We start from the raw sequence: 13,638 nt of genomic DNA on the forward strand, positions 1-13,638 counted from the left end.
GTCGCGACTGACCTGTCAACCATCACGACCACTTACCCAGGAACAGACTGTCAAATAAGTCATGAATTCGGACACCGCCGTCTCCGCAGAGAGCATTCCCCTAGTCCTGACTGACTAGGGGTTTTGTCTTGTCTGTACGACTCAGCTGTCTAGAACGGGAAAACGTGGGACCTTTTCCTGCTTCCCCTGATTATCTTTGAAACTAAAATTTATTGCACGAAAGTTTTAGAATGAAAGAATAGGTAACGTAGATCGTTTAAACCCCAGGATGATTATTTTCTAACAAATCTACAAACTGACTGCTGAAAATTTGCACATCACCGCACCTCACCGCATACAATGATTGCTGCGCGCGGAAACGCGTATAAGATTTTTCCAACCTCGAAAGGAATTTCGAAATGATTTTTGATATCGTATCCAACGTACAGGAAGCAGCACACTCCGCAGTCTCCACCGGCTGGGACGCTCTTGAGCAGGCAAGCCTGTTCTTCCGTCAGGTGCCTTACCTGGTCCCGGACGCTGTTAACGAGTTCACCCGCTCCATCCTCGGCTTCTAAGATTTAAGAACCGAGAGAATAAAGCCCCGAGGCCATTTGGTCTCGGGGTTTATTCATGTGCTGACCCCATCTTGAGTTCTAGCGATGGTGGAAAACTAATATGCACTAGAAACTTATGTAGGAACAGAACGGGATTCTGTTGCTACGGTAGTGGAGCGGTTTGTATCGCTAGTGTTGACCGGTGCTCAGCCTCTACTTCCTCCGCAAAAGTCACTCACAACAAGGTGATAGTTAGGTAGCTTCTGGTTACGGCCAGATTGCTCAATTCTCATTTTTGCCTCTATTGCCGCGAACCTAGCCGCCCTAGCACTGTATGCTGCATTTATGCCTAAAACTCTCACCTCTCCTTGCGCGATCCTTGCAGTGACTGCTGTCGTTTTTGTTTCCGGTTGTTCTAATTCCGATGAGTCTAATAATGCCGATAGCAAGCCGAATTTCACCGGATCTAGCGCAACTTCAGATGCCAGCGAAGAAACCGCCCCTTCAGACACGGATGATAAAGGTGCTGGAGACGAGGATTCCGCGAAAGAACCGAGCGCCGCGACAGTGACGGAAAAGGCCCAGGAAAAAGCAGGTTCTGGGGAGAATAAGATCATCCCAGTAGAAGACTTGTACTCCCTGTGGGTACCAGCGTTGTGTGACCATGGCGCCGGCACGTTGGTGGATGGGACTTTGCCCGAGCACTTAAAGACTGGATATCCCAATGCTGCCGCTGGGCTAAAGCTCAACAAGGATGGAACCCCTAAGGGTGCTTACGCCGATATCAACGGCGATGGCAAAGATGAAGCTGTCATTACCTATGTCTGCGATCAAGGCGGCGTGGCTTGGCCAGATAATTTGCTGATTTATGACAATGACCTGAATTACATTACTCAGGTAGAAGACTGGACCCGTAATGGAATGGAGCCAGCACGCAGGCATATTAATCAGCTGGAGTGGACTGACAATACCGTGACCGTAACGTGGCGTGCCCATGGGGAAGGCGAATCGGGTGCTGTGGCCACGCAGGACCTGACGGGAAACCTCACCTTGGACGGCGACAAAGCGAACCTAGAGATGACGGGGCACCGGAAGACCTCTTAGATCCGTCTGATTTTGCTGCGGTATTTCATACCGGGGGATGACGAGCCTAGTGCGGCGCAGAATTAATCTTGGAAACGTACAGGGCAAGTCAGGTGTGGTCGTGATGCTGGCTTTGTCCCAGAGATAAAAATGCTCGACGAAAGGACATCATGAGTACCTCGGAACTTTATGTAGCAGCAGAATCCACTAACCCTAATGACACGTGGTGGTTCCTAGGGTTCCTTCCCATTATTTTGCTCGTCGCGTTCTGGATTGCGGCGGTTATTTCTATTATCGCTTCTGGGTACACGATTGCGGCCAAGGTGCTCTTTATCGCTGCTACCTTCGCCCTTCCTTTCTTGGGGCCGCTCATCTGGTTCCTCTTTGTTCGCGGCAGGGAAGACAAGCAAAGGCGCTAGAAGGACCATCACCCGGCTGGTTTAGGACATATTGTGCTGTTCCAACCACGCGTTAATGCCGCCGCGCAGGGAAACAACTTGCTTGTAGCCGCGGCCGCGCAGCGCGTGGACGGCTTGCGCGGAGCGGATGCCGCTGGCGCAGTAGATAACGGCGGCATCGCGCTGGCCGATGTCCGGGTTCTCGCCGGCGAGGATGCGGTCGAGGGGCAGATGCGTTGAATGAGGAATGGTGGCGCGGGCGCGTTCGGCGTCGGTGCGGACATCGATAAGCGGGGCGTGCGCGGGGATCTCGCGGACCTCGGGGGCATCGGCTGGCTGGGTAGGCTGTGCGCCGGTGGGGCGGATGGGGATATACTCCCAGGTCCCAGATAGCGCCTCAAAGTAGCCGAGCGTGCCAATAAGTGGGGTGCCGACGCCGGTAATGATCTTCAAAGCCTCCAAGGCCATCGCGGATCCCACCGTGCCGACGATGGGGCCCAGAACGCCGGCTTGGGAACACGACGGAACCTCGCCCGGAGCCGGGGCGGTGGGGAAGACATCCTCGTACACAGGGCCCTTGCCGGACCAAAAGACGCTCATTTGCGCATCAAAGCCCAGGATAGAAGCCCAAATATGAGGAATGCCTAGGCTGTGGGCGGCCCATGAGCACAGGTAACGGGCGTCGAAATTATCCGTTCCATCGAGGATCACGTCGCAGCCGCGCAGCTGCTCGAGGGCGGTGGCGGATTCCAGGCGGCCGTGGCAGATGAGCTCCACCTCAGGGTTGAGGGCCCGCACCGCCGCTGCGGCTGACCCAGTCTTTGCGGTGCCAATGGCGGCGGTGGTGTGAATGACCTGCCGGTGGAGGTTGGAGGGGGAGACGAGGTCGTCATCGAAAAGCGAGATGCGGCCTACCCCGGCCCCTGCAAGGTAGAGCAGCGCCGGTGAGCCAAGCCCGCCCGCGCCGATGACCGCGACGTGGGAGTCGGCCAATTTCTGCTGGCCCTTATCACCCCACAGTGCCTCCTGACGGGCATAGCGGATGCTCATTCGAGGCCCACCCAGTTGACGGAGCCATCGCCGTGGCTTTGTTCTTTCCAAATGGGCACCTCAGCTTTGACGCGATCGGCGCAGGCCTCCCCGGCGCGGAAGGCATCGCCGCGGTGGGCAGAGGCGGCGACGACGGTAAAGGCCAGATCGCCTACCTGTAGATCGCCGGTGCGGTGGGCCGACCACAAGCGCACGGGGTGTTGGCCTGCCACTTCATCGACAATCTCGCGCAGCTTTTCTGGGGCGCTGGGGTGTGCGGAGTAAGACAGCTGAGTGACATCGGGCCGGCCGCCATCGTGATCGCGCACGATGCCCTCGAACGTGACCACCGCGCCCATGGCTGGGGTGATGACCTCAGTTTTGGCGGTGGCAAGGAGGGGCTCGAGGGGTTGCTCGGTCAGCATAGCGCCGACAGTAAGCCCAGTCTGCGCGGCGACATAAGAAGGATCAGTGCTCATGTTTTCCTTCTAACATATCGACGATGTGGACGATTAAATCCTCTAGCACGGCGCAACCATCTTTGACCCCGCCGGTAGAACCGGGCAAGGTCATGGCGAAGGTGGTGTCATTGACGCCTGCGACCGCGCGCGAGGCCACCGCGGTGGGGATAGTCTCCAGGCCCTTATTCCAAAAGGCCATGGCGATGCCGGGAAGCTCGCGCGTGAGGTGGGGTTGGACGGCATCAACGGTGAGATCATCCGGGGTCAGGCCAGTCCCGCCGGAGGTGAGGATGACCGCGGGCTTTTCGGCGAAGGCCTGGTCCACCGCTGCGGCGATATCGGCATCAGGCACCACGCGGGCAGCGGGACAGTCGAAGCCCTTGCGGCGCAAGAAATCTACCGCGATGGGGCCCGAACGATCCTCGTAGACCCCGGCGGCGGCGCGGGTGGAGGCGACTAAAACAATGGCGGTGCGAGCAGAACTCATAGGGGATAGACCTTTACTTCTTCTCCTGCGCTGAGACTCTTACCGGCAGGAATGCGGATGAGGTGGGTGGCATCGACGGCCTGGGCTAACAGGTGGGAGCTAGCGCCGCCGGTAACGTGGGCCTGCGCATCGGCGTACCCGCGGCGGAATTGATCCTTGTGGGGCAGCCCCTCGATGGCGTGCGCGATTGGCACGCGATATGCCGCGGGCGCCCAGCCCAGGGTAGGGGCAACAAAGAGGCGGAAGCTCACCATGGTGGAAATCGGATTGCCGGGCAAGCAGATGACCGGGGTGCCGTGGAAACTGGCGATGCCCTGCGGCCCGCCGGGCTGCTGATCCACGTGGCCAAACCAGCCGGTGAGCACCTGCCGGATGACCTCGTATTTGCCCGCGGAAATGCCGCCGGAGGTGACGATCGCATCGGGGCGGTGGAGCTGCGTGGCCTCCTCCAGCGCGCCGGTGAGTACCTCTGGATCATCATCGGTGGTGACATAACCGGCGACTTCGATGCCGGCACGTTGGGCCATAGCGGAAATGAGCGGTGCATTGGCATCGGGAATAGCAGCTATACCCGTACCAATTTCCGCGCCGCCGGTGCACACGAGGATGCGGGCGGGACGATAAACGCTGACCTCCTCAATGCCCTGGGAGGCCAGCGCGGCCAGGCGCACCGGGGTGAGCTTCTCGCCCTTGGCGGCCAGGAGAGCGCCCTGCTCAAGATCCGTACCCGTCCCGCGGATGAATTGGCCCTCCTCAGTGGCGGGAACGGTAATGGTCTCGCCCGGCTGGAGGAACTCCTGCGGCTGGCACTTTTCAATCGGCACGATAGCTGCCGTTCCCTCTGGGACCTTAGCTCCAGTCATGATGGGGCAGGCAGCGCGCAAGGGGCCATCCAGCAGCTCGGCGGGATCCGCGCCTGCGGCGATGGTGGGGCCCACCTCGTACGAGCCGGCTGCGGTAGCGGGCAGCGCGTAGCCATCCATCTGGGAATTGCTAAAGCGCGGCGAGGGGAAGGCGGTATAGACATCGGCGGCAAGGACCATCTCCTGTGCCTGCCCTAGGGGCTGGGAGATGGCTTCGCGCGGGCCGAGGGCTGCCGCGACCTCGTGTGCGTAGGTTTCGGGAGTGCGCATAGAGCCAAGTTTACCCGCGAGTTCGACACGTTCGAAGCCTGCGGGCATAGTAGGAAGCATGTTGACCGTTCACTATTTCGCCGCCGCCCGTGCCGCGGCTGGCGTAGCTTCGGAGCAGGTAAAAGCGCCCACCACCTTGGGCCAGCTCATAGAACAGCTGGGCAAGGACCACACCGGCACCACCGAAGCCGGCATGAGCATGAAAGAGGTGCTGGGGCGCTGCAACTTTCTTATCGATGGCGCCGGGAACACCCAAGCGGATTCGCCGCTGATGGGCGTGACCCGCGTTGACGTGCTGCCTCCCTTCGCTGGGGGATAACCCGTGCCTTTAGACCAGCCGGTGCCTTAGACCGGCTTGCGCAGGGGGCTGGTAAAGAAATTGACCAGGCTGCTGACCAGGGACAAGACGATGGCGCCGAAGATTGCAGAGCCCCAGGAATTGACCACGAGGTGGCCAATTCCTAGGTCAAAGGTATTAAGCGTCCACTCCACGATCAGCAGGGCGGCGCCGTTGATGACGAGCGCGAATAGCCCGAGGGTGAGGCAGGTCAGTGGGGCGCCGATAAAACGCAGCACGGGCATGACCACCGCGTTAATGATGATGAAAACAATGGACACGGCAATGAAATTGCCCAGCTTATCCGGGGTGATATAAATCCCGGGAATAATGCCCACTACGACCCAGAGCGCAATCGCGATGGCGACCACGTTGAGGGCAAAATTGGTCAACGAGCGCATTTAGCCTCCTACGGTATCGTTCCATGCCTGCAGCAGGGTGTTAGTTTCTTCCTCGGTTGTAATGGTAATGCGTATGCCTTCGCTAAAGGCGCGGACGAGCACGCCGTGTGCGGCAAGGCGCGCGGCTAATTCCTGCGGCGTTCCCAGCTTTTCAATATTCGCTGCTGGCAGCCATACGTGGTTGGCCTCCGAGTGGGGAACGCCCCATTCTGCCAGTTCCTTTTCCACGCGCTGACGCTGGCCACCGGTCTCTTCGGTGCGCTCGCGCAGCGAATCCTGCGCTGCGAGCGCGGCACGGGCGCCTACCTGGGCCACGGCATTGATGGAAAAGGGAATCGCTACCTTATTCAGCGCCGCGATGACGTCTTCTGGGCCATAGGCATAGCCCACGCGCACGCCGGCCAAACCATAGGCCTTGGAAAAGGTCCGCAGGAAAACCACGTTGGGATAAGTGCCAAAAAGCTCGGTGCCCAGCGGGGTATCGGCGTTCCGGTTGTATTCGATATAGGCCTCATCGAGGGCAACGAGGACATCGCTTGGCACCGCGTCCATAAATTCGGCGAACTCCGCTTTGGTTACGGTGGTGCCGGAAGGATTATTCGGATTGCAGACGAAAATTAGGCGCGTATCCGCGGTAATCTTCTCCGCCATCGCGGCCAAATCCACGCGTTGGTCCGCATCGAGCGGAACCGGAATGGGGCGTGCACCCACCACCTGGGCAAAGATGGGATAAGCCTCAAAGGAACGCCACGGGAAGATCACTTCTTCACCGGGTGTGGTGGTGATCTGCACCAATTGCTGGCACAGCGCGGAAGAACCCGTGCCCACCGCAACCTGGTCAAAATTCACGCCTAAGTGCTCGGCCAGATCCTCACGCAACTCGGTGGCCGCGATATCTGGGTAGCGATTGGCCTCGGCAGCGGCGCGGGCCATAGCCTCCGCGGCCTCAGGCAGCGGTGGCTGCGTGGCCTCATTAGAAGAGAGCTTGAGGGCATCATCGTGGCGCGCGCCGGGCACGTAGCCGGGGATGGCGAGTAAGTCGGAGCGAATCATGGCTACCACTCTAGGTCGTCTCTCCTGCGCGCGTGGAAGAAAACCGGGGACAAAACCAGGGGGTTAGTTTGGCCGTGGCGCATGCGGCAGGTATTGTCTTTTACGGTTCTTTCTGAACTTGGAGATGTGCCAGAGCGGCCGAATGGGGCTCCCTGCTAAGGAGTTGACCCTTCTGGGGTCCGGAGGTTCGAATCCTCTCATCTCCGCCACACAAATCCCGGGCAATTGCGCTCGGGATTTTGTCAATTTGTCAGCTTAAACGACCGGCTTAAGCGACAGGCTGAAACGACAAAAAGTGGTGGCCACCAAACAAGAGTCATGCCCCTATTCTGCAAGCGGGGGTACGAGTACTTTCCGCTGCAGGTATGAAGTGGAAATGCAGTTCTCCGCGGGCACTTTTGGAGATCAGGGAGGTTTCTTTAAAAAGGAGAAACTCCAATCGTGGATAATGGAGTTATGGATAAAGCGAAGAAAATGAAAATCGGAGTTTTGCTCGCTTTAGCAGTCGCCTCTTTGGTGGTATTTATTTTGTGGCTGACTGATGTAATAGGCATCGGCTTAGTAACCATCTTCATTGTTGTTTTGACTGCTGCTTCTGTGGGAGTGCGCGTGTGGGCGGAGAATGCAGGGCGTCAGTCTAAATAAGTAGTACACCGCACCCCGTTGAGCCCCAAGGTGACTTTTACGTTATCGCTGGTTCACGATTCTGCCCTGGCGCAGGTGGCGGGGAGTAGATGTGGTTTCCTTTGCCGATGCGAGGGCTTGACCACTTTAAAGCGCCGGAAAAACCTCGTTGCGCAGTAAGTCAGCGAGCTCGCACTGCGGGTCGGCGGGATCGATCCAGGCGGTTTCGGCGATTTCGGCCGCGGCGTGGGCGATGACGGGGCGCGGGTAGGTAAAGATATGCCCGCGGACGGTCTGGCCCGGCTCATTGGCGGCGGGGGCAGTGAAGGTGCCGAGCTCGGTAAGTTCAGGAAGGCGTACCTGCACGCCGATTTCTTCTTTCGCCTCACGCGCAGCGGCCTGGACTGGGCTTTCGCCTTCTTCTAGTTTGCCGCCTGGCAGCTGGAACTTTGTGGATGTGGCCTTGCGTACGCCAAGCACATGGCCAAAGGAATTGCGGAAAACGATGGCTGCGACTTCAATCATGGCCCCGATCATAACGAGGCGGCCGCGGCCGGCGGGTAGGGGCGCGGGCTTATCGCGCTAAGGCCGCGCACTGAATATAAGGTAGGAAGACATGAGCGATTCGAGGTTTCCCCGCTCGGTATTTGGGGTAGGAAGTGACCCTGATCCGCGTTTTACGCTGGCGAATGAGCGCACCTTCCTCGCATGGATTCGCACCTCGCTCGCGCTGATTGCCGGGGGAGTGGCCTTGGAGGCTTTCGATGTGCCGCTGCCGGCGACCCTGCGCACCGTGGTCTCCGCATTCATGCTGGTGGTGGCGATTGTGCTGCCGGTGGTCGCGTGGGTGCAATGGAAGCGGGCCGAGCGCGCCTTGCGGCAGCAGCGTCCGTTGCCCTTTAGCATCGCCATCCCGGTGCTGGTAGGCACCATCGTCGTTATCGCGGCTGTGCTGCTGGTAGGAGAGTTACTTGTCTAGCCCGCAGCCACATGGGGAACTCTTTGACCCCGGCTTGCAGCCCGAGCGCACCCGCCTATCGTGGCAGCGCACCATCCTCGCGCTGGCGGTAATCCTCCTGGGGGTTATGCGGGTGGTCAGCGTCAGCGTGTTTCTTCCGTTGCTGGTGCTCGCGGCGGGCGTACTGGTGTTGATCGTGGCGGTGCGGAAGCGGGCATCGCTTGTCGATGCCTCCTTGCGCACCCACCGCCACCTCCCCGGCGCCGCCGTCCTGGCCGGTGGTGCGGGGCTGGTCTCCCTGCTCGCAGCCTTTGCTTTGTGGGGTGTTTTTGCCTAAAGACAAAGTTTTCCGCCGCAGTGCTGTGTGCTGATGGGGGATACGCGTAATCTATGTGAGGCTATATCAATTACTGTGGCCACCGGCGCCGCAGTATGAGGGGCGAGAAGGGCAAGGTGACGGCGATGGCGGATACTACTGAGCAGGCCAGCGATACGGTCGAGGCATGGTTGAAGCAGGATTCTGCCATTGACCCGCAAAAAGCGCCCCGCTTGCAGGCGCTGCTTGATGAGGTGCCGCTGCAGGAGCTCATCGCCATCGTCGAGCGGCAAAATGCCATCCGCGCCGCGCTGGCCCTGCGCTTATTGCCGCGGCGTAAATCCATCGTGGTATTTGATGCCCTGGACGCCAAGCACCAGGCCGATATCATCGATGAGCTGGGCAATGCTGATGTCTATGAGTTCTTCGATGAACTCGAGCCGGAAGACCGCGTGGCCCTTTTGGATGAGCTGCCGGCGGAGATTGCGGATCGGCTGCTGCGCTCGCTTACCAAATCGAAGCGGGATGTCACCGGGGTTGTCCTGGGCTACACCAAGGGCTCTGTGGGCCGCCGCATGTCGCCCGAGGTCCCCGGCATCCATCCAGAAATGAGCGTGGAGGAAGCGCTGCGGACCCTGCGCGCGAAGGCCGATGAGCTAGAAACCATTTATGCGGTGCCCATTACCCGCGCGGACCGCCGCTTGGTGGGTGTGGTGACGCTGCGGGAGATTTTTACCGCGGAGGCCGGCACCACGATTGGGGACATCATGCAAAGCCCCATCTACGCCAATGCCAATGATGATGCGGAAGCCACCGCCAGGTGGTTCTTGCCGCTCGATATTTTGGCATTGCCCATCGTGGATGATTCAGACCGCCTGGTAGGCCTTTTGACCTGGGACGATGCCATTGACATCGTCGAGGCAGAGGATAGCGAGGACTCCGCGCGCGCCGGTGGTACCGAGGCCCTGCAGCAGCCCTACCTGTCCACGCCGCTATTGAAACTGGTGAAGTCCCGCATCGTGTGGCTGCTGGTGCTGGCGGTGTCCGCGCTGCTCACCGTGCGGGTCCTAGACGCCTTCGAGGACACCTTGGCGCAGGCCGTGGTGCTATCCCTGTTTATCCCGCTGCTGACCGGTACCGGCGGTAATACGGGAAATCAGGCGGCAACGACGGTGACCCGTGCGCTGGCGCTTGGCGATGTCCGCGGGCGCGACCTCCTCGCCGTCCTCTGGCGCGAGCTCCGCGTGGGCATGCTGCTTGGCGCCGTATTGGGCTTGGCCGGACTTGGCCTGGCAACGGTGGTCTACGGCGTGGATATTGGCCTAGTCATTGGCTCGACGCTGTTTCTAATCTGTTCCATATCCGCCACGGTGGGCGGGCTGATGCCCATCGTTGCAAAGACCATTGGCGCGGACCCTGCCGTATTTTCCAATCCGTTTATCTCCACGTTCTGCGATGCCACGGGCCTTATCATCTATTTCCTCATCGCCAAGTCGGTGCTCGGCTTATAGGGGCTCCTTACCCATGGAGCCTGATCCGCCGGGCGGGGGTGGCAGATCGGTGGGGAAGATTTCACATTTTGAGTAGCTGCGGTGTGTGAATTTTGAAAGTGGTGGGGGTGAATTCAGTAAAGTTTGTGGTTTCTGATGCAAATGTTTTGTAGGGTCTTAGCATGCTCTGCACGGACTGAATGATGTTCGGGATGCACCAAGGATCCGGCTCGATTGCTGGTAATTGACAGAGCTTTCACACCCCCGCCCTGCTAAAAGTCTCTCTAGCGAAGGAGTTCGCGGCATGACCACCCCGCATACTCACGAATCTACCGCCCAATCAGAGGGCGCTGAGGATCCCGGTGCCCCGCGCAATGAATGGCGCCGCCAGTTCATTGGCCTTTTCATCGGCCTCGCCCTAGCCATCCTTGTATTTTTCATCTTCCCTTCAAATGCCATCGAGACTGTCCAGCAGTCCACCGGTGTGGATGAGGAGGCCGATTACACGCTAAGCGCCATCCGCACCGTTGCGGCGGTGACCATCCTCATGGGTGTGTGGTGGATGACTGAAGCCATCCCGCTGGCGGCCACCGCGCTGATTCCGCTGGTCATCTTCCCGCTCGCAAGCGTGGGCACCATTAAGGAAGTCGGCGCACCGTATGCCTCTGCCACCATTTTCTTGTTCATGGGTGGCTTCCTTATCGCGCTCTCGCTGCAGCGCTGGAACCTGCACCGCCGCCTTGCACTTTATGTGGTAAAGCTCATCGGTACCTCGCCGCGCCGCCTCATTTTGGGCTTCATGCTGGCCACCGGCTTTTTGTCCATGTGGGTATCGAATACCGCAACGGCCGTGGTCATGCTGCCGATTGGTACTTCCGTGCTGGCACTTACCGCAGAGACTGTTGGCGGTTGGGATAAGCAGAAGAAATTCGCCACCGCCCTCATGCTGGGCATCGCGTACTCCGCCTCCATCGGTTCGCTGGGTACCCTGATTGGTACCCCGCCCAACGCCTTCTTGAATGCGTACATGGCCGATACCTGGGACGTTACCCTCGGATTTGGCCGCTGGATGGCCGTCGGCGTGCCGCTGGCGCTAACCTTCCTGCTCATCGCATGGGTGCTGTTGATTACCATCTTCAAACCGGAAATGACCGAAATTCCCGGCGGCCGCGAGCTCATCAACGATGAAATCAAGGCCCTGGGCCCATGGACCCGCCCGCAGATCATGACCGGCATCATCTTCGTCCTGGCCGCCCTGGCCTGGGTATCCCTGCCCATCGTCCTTGGCGATTTTGATAACTATGACGATGCCATCGTCGGCATCGCCGCAGGTATTCTCTTGTTCATCTTGCCGGCCGATTCGGAGCGCCGCATCCGCCTGCTGGATTGGAAGACCGCCAATGAAATGCCGTGGGACGTCCTCCTCCTCTTCGGCGGTGGCCTCTCCTTGTCCTCGGCCTTCAACTCTTCCGGTTTGTCCCTGTGGATTGGTGAGATGGCCAAGGGGCTCAGCTCCCTGCCCATCGTGCTCATCGTCGCAGCCGTGGCCGCCCTGGTCCTCTTCCTGACGGAGATCACCTCCAATACCGCCACCGCGGCGACCTTCATCCCCATCATGGGCGGCGTCGCCGTGGGCGTGGGCCTGACCACCGAAGGCGATATCAACGTCCTACTGCTCACCATCCCAGTCGCCTTGGCCGCAACCTGTGCCTTCATGCTTCCGGTGGCAACTCCGCCGAACGCCATTGCTTACGGTTCCGGCTACGTCAAGATTGGCGAGATGATCAAGGGCGGCGTTGGCCTCAACGTCATCGGTATCTTCCTCATCACTCTTACCGTCTTCCTGCTGGCGGTACCGATCTTCGGGCTGACCGTCTAGGTGCTAAACCCCTCAATGGCCATCCTTTAATGAAACACGTTACCATTAAAGGATGGCTACACCTGTTACCGTGCTGTCCGGATTTTTAGGCAGCGGAAAGACCACGCTACTTAACCACCTGCTCGCAAACCGGGAGGGGCGCAAGCTGGCGGTCATCGTCAACGATTTTTCTGAGGTCAATATCGATGCCGCCCTCGTCGCTGGCGAAGGCCATCTGGAGCGCGGCGAGGATCGCTTCGTGGAACTGTCGAATGGCTGCATTTGCTGCACCTTGCGCGAAGACCTCATCGAGTCCGTGGGCAAGCTGGCGCGCTCCGGCCGCTTTGATCAGATTGTCATCGAATCCACCGGCATTTCCGAACCCATGCCCGTGGCTGCCACCTTTGAGTGGGAATTTGCCGATGGCACCACGCTTGCCGATGCCGCCCCTATCGACACCATGGTCTCCCTCGTCGATGCCTCTGCCTTCTTAAACCAATTGCGCCGCGGCCGCAGCCTCGTCTCCGAAAGCATCGAGGCTACGCCCCAAGATGACCGCACCATTTCCGATCTCTTAGTGGATCAAGTCGAATTCGCCGACCTTATCCTCATTACCAAAACCGATCTTGTCGATGCTGCCGAAACCGAGCGCGTCATCGCCGCAGTCCGCGCCATGAATCCGCGGGCTCGCGTGGTGCCGGTGACCCACGGGGTAATCGAACCGGGGCTAGTTCTCGATGCGCATTTGTTCAATGCCGCAACCGCAGCCGCCTATCACGGCTACGCCGAAGAGCTTGCGAACCCACACACTCCAGAAACCGAGGAATACGGCATCTCCTCAGTCGTCTTTCGTGCCGATCGTCCGTTTAATCGCGAGCGCCTCATCGCAGCCCTCCGGGCAAGCACGGGCCTCGTGCGGTCCAAGGGATACTGTTGGATCGATACCGACCTGCGCGTGGCCCACGCGTGGCAGCAGGCCGGGCCCAACCTGCAGATCATGCCCGCCTCTTTATGGGCCGCCAATGGCGTAACCCCCGGCACGGAGCTCGTACTCATCGGTGTCGACTTCGATCACGAATCCACCTTGCAGGCCTTTCAAGACGCCCTGCTTTCCGATGCCGAAGCCTCCGCCCTCGTATAGTCTCCTCGTCCTTCGCACCGAGCTAAAGCGTGAACGGCGGGTGAACAGTACACTCCTGGCCATCCCGCCGAACACGGCTCTGTACAGGCGATTTGTTAGTTTCCGGGTCCGTGGGTATAGTAAATCCTCGTTGCACAGCAGAGCATACGCACTGCTTCACAACGGACTGCGCCCGTAGCTCAACGGATAGAGCATCTGACTACGGATCAGAAGGTTGGGGGTTCGAATCCCTCCGGGCGCACAATGTCATGAGTCCCGACATGCTTGACAGGTCAGTCGCGACATCGTTGACAAACCGGCATCTCAGTCGTTTTTGTTCTGGGGTGCCGGTTT

The 13,638-nt window shown here is 59.4% G+C and carries 17 protein-coding genes and 2 tRNA genes; 12 read left to right on the plus strand and 7 right to left on the minus strand.

Annotated features, from left to right (window positions below; translation table 11 throughout):
- Window positions 1–398: 398 nt before the first annotated feature.
- From ABRP66_RS10975 to ABRP66_RS10985, 3 genes are all read left to right on the plus strand, one after another.
- The gene (locus ABRP66_RS10975) at window positions 399–557 is read left to right on the plus strand and encodes a hypothetical protein (RefSeq protein WP_284771269.1); all 159 of its coding nucleotides are present in this window, start codon (window positions 399–401) and stop codon (window positions 555–557) included.
- 363 nt (window positions 558–920) lie between these two features.
- Complete coding sequence (locus tag ABRP66_RS10980; RefSeq protein WP_284783670.1) at window positions 921–1,640, plus strand: hypothetical protein; 720 nt, start codon at window positions 921–923, stop codon at window positions 1,638–1,640.
- 149 nt (window positions 1,641–1,789) lie between these two features.
- Window positions 1,790–2,038, plus strand: a complete 249-nt coding sequence (locus ABRP66_RS10985; RefSeq protein ID WP_284771271.1) for a hypothetical protein — start codon at window positions 1,790–1,792, stop codon at window positions 2,036–2,038.
- A gap of 21 nt (window positions 2,039–2,059) precedes the next feature.
- Here ABRP66_RS10985 and ABRP66_RS10990 read toward each other — a convergent pair whose 3' ends face one another.
- From ABRP66_RS10990 to ABRP66_RS11005, 4 genes are read right to left on the minus strand one after another with little or no spacing between them, the layout of a single operon-like run.
- Window positions 2,060–3,067, minus strand: coding sequence for a ThiF family adenylyltransferase (locus ABRP66_RS10990; protein ID WP_284784895.1), 1,008 nt, complete (start codon window positions 3,065–3,067; stop codon window positions 2,060–2,062).
- Window positions 3,064–3,525 carry a molybdenum cofactor biosynthesis protein MoaE gene (locus ABRP66_RS10995; RefSeq protein WP_284796913.1) on the minus strand — a complete coding sequence of 154 codons (462 nt, stop codon included), beginning with the start codon at window positions 3,523–3,525 and terminating at the stop codon, window positions 3,064–3,066. Before ABRP66_RS10995 ends, ABRP66_RS10990 begins: the two co-directional genes overlap by 4 nt.
- A complete protein-coding gene (locus ABRP66_RS11000) occupies window positions 3,515–3,994 on the minus strand; it encodes a MogA/MoaB family molybdenum cofactor biosynthesis protein (RefSeq protein WP_023024918.1) in 480 nt (159 codons plus the stop codon). Before ABRP66_RS11000 ends, ABRP66_RS10995 begins: the two co-directional genes overlap by 11 nt.
- Complete coding sequence (locus ABRP66_RS11005) at window positions 3,991–5,127, minus strand: molybdopterin molybdotransferase MoeA (RefSeq protein WP_349838681.1); 1,137 nt, start codon at window positions 5,125–5,127, stop codon at window positions 3,991–3,993. The genes ABRP66_RS11000 and ABRP66_RS11005 overlap by 4 nt, the downstream gene beginning before the upstream one ends.
- Window positions 5,128–5,185: 58 nt before the next feature.
- Here ABRP66_RS11005 and ABRP66_RS11010 point away from each other — a divergent pair, with 58 nt between their 5' ends.
- Window positions 5,186–5,446: a MoaD/ThiS family protein gene (locus ABRP66_RS11010; RefSeq protein WP_023016533.1), complete on the plus strand. Its 261-nt coding sequence runs from the start codon at window positions 5,186–5,188 to the stop codon at window positions 5,444–5,446.
- 26 nt (window positions 5,447–5,472) lie between these two features.
- On the opposite strand, the gene ABRP66_RS11015 is transcribed toward ABRP66_RS11010, so the two are convergent.
- Together ABRP66_RS11015 and hisC are read right to left on the minus strand one after the other, a co-directional pair.
- On the minus strand, window positions 5,473–5,865 hold the full coding sequence (locus ABRP66_RS11015) for a phage holin family protein (RefSeq protein WP_284783664.1): 393 nt from the start codon (window positions 5,863–5,865) through the stop codon (window positions 5,473–5,475).
- A complete protein-coding gene (gene hisC / locus ABRP66_RS11020) occupies window positions 5,866–6,918 on the minus strand; it encodes a histidinol-phosphate transaminase (RefSeq protein ID WP_284796915.1) in 1,053 nt (350 codons plus the stop codon).
- A gap of 120 nt (window positions 6,919–7,038) precedes the next feature.
- Between hisC and ABRP66_RS11025 the strand changes: the two genes are divergently transcribed.
- Both ABRP66_RS11025 and ABRP66_RS11030 read left to right on the plus strand, forming a co-directional pair.
- Window positions 7,039–7,127 (plus strand) — tRNA-Ser (locus ABRP66_RS11025).
- Between the two features lie 232 nt (window positions 7,128–7,359).
- Window positions 7,360–7,563 (plus strand): hypothetical protein, encoded by a 204-nt coding sequence (locus tag ABRP66_RS11030; RefSeq protein ID WP_284783661.1) that lies wholly within the window; start codon window positions 7,360–7,362, stop codon window positions 7,561–7,563.
- A gap of 126 nt (window positions 7,564–7,689) precedes the next feature.
- Here the strand turns inward: ABRP66_RS11030 and ABRP66_RS11035 are convergent, their stop codons facing one another.
- Complete coding sequence (locus tag ABRP66_RS11035; RefSeq protein ID WP_284784889.1) at window positions 7,690–8,067, minus strand: NUDIX hydrolase; 378 nt, start codon at window positions 8,065–8,067, stop codon at window positions 7,690–7,692.
- A 91-nt stretch (window positions 8,068–8,158) separates the two neighbouring features.
- Between ABRP66_RS11035 and ABRP66_RS11040 the strand changes: the two genes are divergently transcribed.
- From ABRP66_RS11040 to ABRP66_RS11065, 6 genes are all read left to right on the plus strand, one after another.
- A complete protein-coding gene (locus ABRP66_RS11040) occupies window positions 8,159–8,521 on the plus strand; it encodes a YidH family protein (RefSeq protein ID WP_349838682.1) in 363 nt (120 codons plus the stop codon).
- Window positions 8,514–8,837 (plus strand): DUF202 domain-containing protein, encoded by a 324-nt coding sequence (locus tag ABRP66_RS11045; protein ID WP_284771281.1) that lies wholly within the window; start codon window positions 8,514–8,516, stop codon window positions 8,835–8,837. The genes ABRP66_RS11040 and ABRP66_RS11045 overlap by 8 nt, the downstream gene beginning before the upstream one ends.
- A gap of 125 nt (window positions 8,838–8,962) precedes the next feature.
- Window positions 8,963–10,327 carry a magnesium transporter gene (gene mgtE / locus ABRP66_RS11050; protein WP_284771282.1) on the plus strand — a complete coding sequence of 455 codons (1,365 nt, stop codon included), beginning with the start codon at window positions 8,963–8,965 and terminating at the stop codon, window positions 10,325–10,327.
- A 283-nt stretch (window positions 10,328–10,610) separates the two neighbouring features.
- Complete coding sequence (locus ABRP66_RS11055) at window positions 10,611–12,185, plus strand: SLC13 family permease (protein ID WP_349838683.1); 1,575 nt, start codon at window positions 10,611–10,613, stop codon at window positions 12,183–12,185.
- Between the two features lie 52 nt (window positions 12,186–12,237).
- Complete coding sequence (locus tag ABRP66_RS11060; protein ID WP_284771284.1) at window positions 12,238–13,305, plus strand: GTP-binding protein; 1,068 nt, start codon at window positions 12,238–12,240, stop codon at window positions 13,303–13,305.
- A 168-nt stretch (window positions 13,306–13,473) separates the two neighbouring features.
- Window positions 13,474–13,546 (plus strand) — tRNA-Arg (locus ABRP66_RS11065).
- Window positions 13,547–13,638: the final 92 nt, after the last annotated feature.

The organism is Corynebacterium sp. KPL2680 (genome assembly GCF_040225675.1).
GTDB classification, from domain to species: domain Bacteria; phylum Actinomycetota; class Actinomycetes; order Mycobacteriales; family Mycobacteriaceae; genus Corynebacterium; species Corynebacterium rhinophilum.

Excerpts from the sequence above, each read along its gene's own strand:
- ABRP66_RS10975 (WP_284771269.1), top strand. The coding sequence starts at position 399 with ATGATTTTTGATATCGTATCCAACGTACAGGAAGCAGCACACTCCGCA.
- ABRP66_RS10985 (WP_284771271.1), top strand. The coding sequence starts at position 1,790 with ATGAGTACCTCGGAACTTTATGTAGCAGCAGAATCCACTAACCCTAAT.
- ABRP66_RS10990 (WP_284784895.1), bottom strand. The coding sequence starts at position 3,067 with ATGAGCATCCGCTATGCCCGTCAGGAGGCACTGTGGGGTGATAAGGGC.
- ABRP66_RS10995 (WP_284796913.1), bottom strand. The coding sequence starts at position 3,525 with ATGAGCACTGATCCTTCTTATGTCGCCGCGCAGACTGGGCTTACTGTC.
- ABRP66_RS11000 (WP_023024918.1), bottom strand. The coding sequence starts at position 3,994 with ATGAGTTCTGCTCGCACCGCCATTGTTTTAGTCGCCTCCACCCGCGCC.
- ABRP66_RS11005 (WP_349838681.1), bottom strand. The coding sequence starts at position 5,127 with ATGCGCACTCCCGAAACCTACGCACACGAGGTCGCGGCAGCCCTCGGC.
- ABRP66_RS11010 (WP_023016533.1), top strand. The coding sequence starts at position 5,186 with ATGTTGACCGTTCACTATTTCGCCGCCGCCCGTGCCGCGGCTGGCGTA.
- ABRP66_RS11015 (WP_284783664.1), bottom strand. The coding sequence starts at position 5,865 with ATGCGCTCGTTGACCAATTTTGCCCTCAACGTGGTCGCCATCGCGATT.
- hisC (WP_284796915.1), bottom strand. The coding sequence starts at position 6,918 with ATGATTCGCTCCGACTTACTCGCCATCCCCGGCTACGTGCCCGGCGCG.
- ABRP66_RS11035 (WP_284784889.1), bottom strand. The coding sequence starts at position 8,067 with ATGATTGAAGTCGCAGCCATCGTTTTCCGCAATTCCTTTGGCCATGTG.
- ABRP66_RS11040 (WP_349838682.1), top strand. The coding sequence starts at position 8,159 with ATGAGCGATTCGAGGTTTCCCCGCTCGGTATTTGGGGTAGGAAGTGAC.
- mgtE (WP_284771282.1), top strand. The coding sequence starts at position 8,963 with ATGGCGGATACTACTGAGCAGGCCAGCGATACGGTCGAGGCATGGTTG.
- ABRP66_RS11055 (WP_349838683.1), top strand. The coding sequence starts at position 10,611 with ATGACCACCCCGCATACTCACGAATCTACCGCCCAATCAGAGGGCGCT.
- ABRP66_RS11060 (WP_284771284.1), top strand. The coding sequence starts at position 12,238 with ATGGCTACACCTGTTACCGTGCTGTCCGGATTTTTAGGCAGCGGAAAG.